The organism is Roseomonas genomospecies 6, from assembly GCF_008365375.1.
Taxonomy (GTDB): Bacteria; Pseudomonadota; Alphaproteobacteria; order Azospirillales; family Azospirillaceae; genus Azospirillum.
In genome coordinates this window covers 1-2,447 of the sequence record NZ_QOKW01000071.1, presented here as the reverse complement: position 1 = coordinate 2,447, position 2,447 = coordinate 1, and the positions used below count along the sequence as shown (strand labels likewise).

Here is a 2,447-nt window from a genome sequence, read left to right as displayed (position 1 = left end):
GATAACTAGGAATTATCATGAGTAACCCGTCGCTCTATGGGAAGTCTGAGCTTTCTGAAGCACATCCTGGTATTGATTTGTCAGGCCGCGATTTTGAATCTATTTATTTGTCAAAACCATTGTCATTGAGTCATTCATTTTTGAACGGTGCGTCATTCACCGACTCCATTTTTTTTGACATTGATATCGATCAAACGGAAATGGCCGAGGCATATTTCGAAAAATGTTCGTTCAATAACGTTAAATTGTCCGGAGCCGATTTGGTCGGATCAAGTTTTGTCGACTGCGCATTTATTGGATGTTATTTTACTGAAGGAGAGTGGAGGAGCAGCAAATTTGTTAATGTGTTGTTTGATAGCTGTTATTTTGACTACACAACGATCAACCTTTGTGTATTCGAAAATTGTAAATTTTCCCAAATAGCAAAAGGAAGTCTAAGCCATAATTCAGTGAATTACAATGTATTTTGCCGGACAGAGATTTGCGAGAGAAATATTAAAGACTCAGTGGTATCACAAAATTTTGGCATGCCGACGCCAGATCATATTACATCAATAAAAAGGTCAGGCGCCCAAGTTTCTCTTGAAGATGTGTGTTTAACAAGCGGAAGAGGGAGCTTTTCCATTCCTGACTTTGTTTCCGCTATCTACAATGAATTTCATCATGGTCGGCGCACGCGCCTCAAGAAGCTAAGACTAGAATTCGTGTCGAACATAATATCTGCTGTATCTTCTGAGAAAAGAATATCATCTACTTCGCTTCTATACATTGAGATAATGCTTCAGTCACACGCCAGAACCCTGACGAACGAAGGTGATATGTTGTCCGTAATGAAGGCCATTTTAGGAGTGAGGAGTGCCCTTTATGATTTATCCAATGAAACACGCGAGAATATTTATGATATTGATCATTCTCAAGCTGCTTGCAGGAAGATAACGATACTTTATCAACACACTTTTCCACGTGATGATGCGATCGCTCTTACAAAATCGATTGGAATCGTTTCATGCGGAGATCCTAACGCTTTCTATATTTCTGAGTTCCGTAATGGTTCGACTTTTATTGAAATGGTTGCGTCAACGACCATTCAGGTTTCTTCTGTGCTTTTTGCATGTGGCCTTCTGATTCGGCAGGCCACTGTAACTGTGGAACGCGCAACACAGCTTAAGAAAGCTGTGAATGAGTTTATTCAAGCTTCGGCGCATAGAAGAAAAAAGCGGGCGCAAGCTTTACCATCCAAGGCTCCCGCTTTGCAGCGTACAGGCAGCGTTTCCCCGGAGCTAGATCGCGTAAAAAAGGCATTGCAAGACTCCGGTGAAGCACTTGTGCGCCTCGATGATAAGGCAGATATTAAAATATACGCTACTGAATCACATTTTGAGAAGGAGACAGAAGATTAATCCTAACGTGATCCGGAAAACGGAACTGCCCGAAATATTTTCCATCCATTTTAATGTACCCATCTGGCAACTTGTAGTTTAACTGCTCATATGCAAAGTACCCGCAGCGCGGGTTGAATGGAGAGCTTATGACTCCTCGGCTTCGCAATTCGACGTGCCGGTCTTTTGCACTACCTATGAGCTTGTCCGTTAATGACCTCGCTTTCATTGCTTCAATCGCCTCGTATGCGAACGCGATATTATCAGTGGGACCAGATCCATATATATTAGTGTACAGGTTTTTGAACTCACTCGACAGATTAACTGGAATAGTTGCATAAGCAAATCGGTAACCATTAACAGCAAGAGATTTTGTCGGACTCACCAGCCTGATTGTTCTGCTGGGGTCAAAATTAGAGGTGGGTTCAGATATATGTCCATCCCATGGCATATATTGAAAGCTTCCATCAACAAATATGAACGACCCCGTATTTTTCTGCCATGCGACAAGCTCATTTATCGTTTCCTCTTTTATCGGTATGCCAACATACCAGACAGGGTCTGCAAGAATTAACACAGATTCTTTCGCCGGGAGGTTCAGCGTGAAATCACTTTCAAACGCATGCCGTGCTGAAATCGGGCGGGCGCGTATACCAAACAAGTGCAGCGCATTTAGCATTGTGAAATAAATTGGCGGTATATAGTAAACTTCCTTTATTCCGCTCTTTGATAGCCACGCGCAAAACGTAAATAACACTGATGATGCTCCGCTGGAAGCGCAAAAAACATGCTCTGGAGCACGCTCTCCAAAACATGCATGCATGTCTTTAACCTTATTGGATAAGTCTCTATCATCCTCCATGTAAGCATACGGTACATAATCATACGATTTTGAACGTGCTATTGTCGCTTCTATAAGATCTCCAGAAAATGGGTTTCTGCATTGCCATCCAAACAGGAAAGCCCCTGCATCACCATCTCCATGCACTATTTCTAATTCTTTGTAGAGGTTTAGTATTTCGGCTGTTGATAGTGTATTTTGGTTACTCATGATAATTCCTAGTTATC

Annotated in this window: 2 protein-coding genes; one reads left to right on the top strand and one right to left on the bottom strand. The window is 42.1% G+C overall.

Annotated elements, in window-relative coordinates:
- The first annotated feature begins 17 nt into the window (after nucleotides 1-17).
- Entirely contained in the window at nucleotides 18-1,400 is a 1,383-nt protein-coding gene (locus DS843_RS30765) for a pentapeptide repeat-containing protein (RefSeq protein ID WP_149472607.1), read from the top strand.
- On the opposite strand, the gene DS843_RS30760 is transcribed toward DS843_RS30765, so the two are convergent.
- The gene (locus DS843_RS30760; RefSeq protein WP_149472606.1) at nucleotides 1,363-2,430 is read right to left on the bottom strand and encodes an aminotransferase class I/II-fold pyridoxal phosphate-dependent enzyme; all 1,068 of its coding nucleotides are present in this window, start codon (nucleotides 2,428-2,430) and stop codon (nucleotides 1,363-1,365) included. The genes DS843_RS30765 and DS843_RS30760 overlap by 38 nt on opposite strands.
- Between the last annotated feature and the right edge of the window lie 17 nt (nucleotides 2,431-2,447).

Excerpts from the sequence above, each read along its gene's own strand:
- DS843_RS30765 (WP_149472607.1), top strand. The coding sequence starts at position 18 with ATGAGTAACCCGTCGCTCTATGGGAAGTCTGAGCTTTCTGAAGCACAT.
- DS843_RS30760 (WP_149472606.1), bottom strand. The coding sequence starts at position 2,430 with ATGAGTAACCAAAATACACTATCAACAGCCGAAATACTAAACCTCTAC.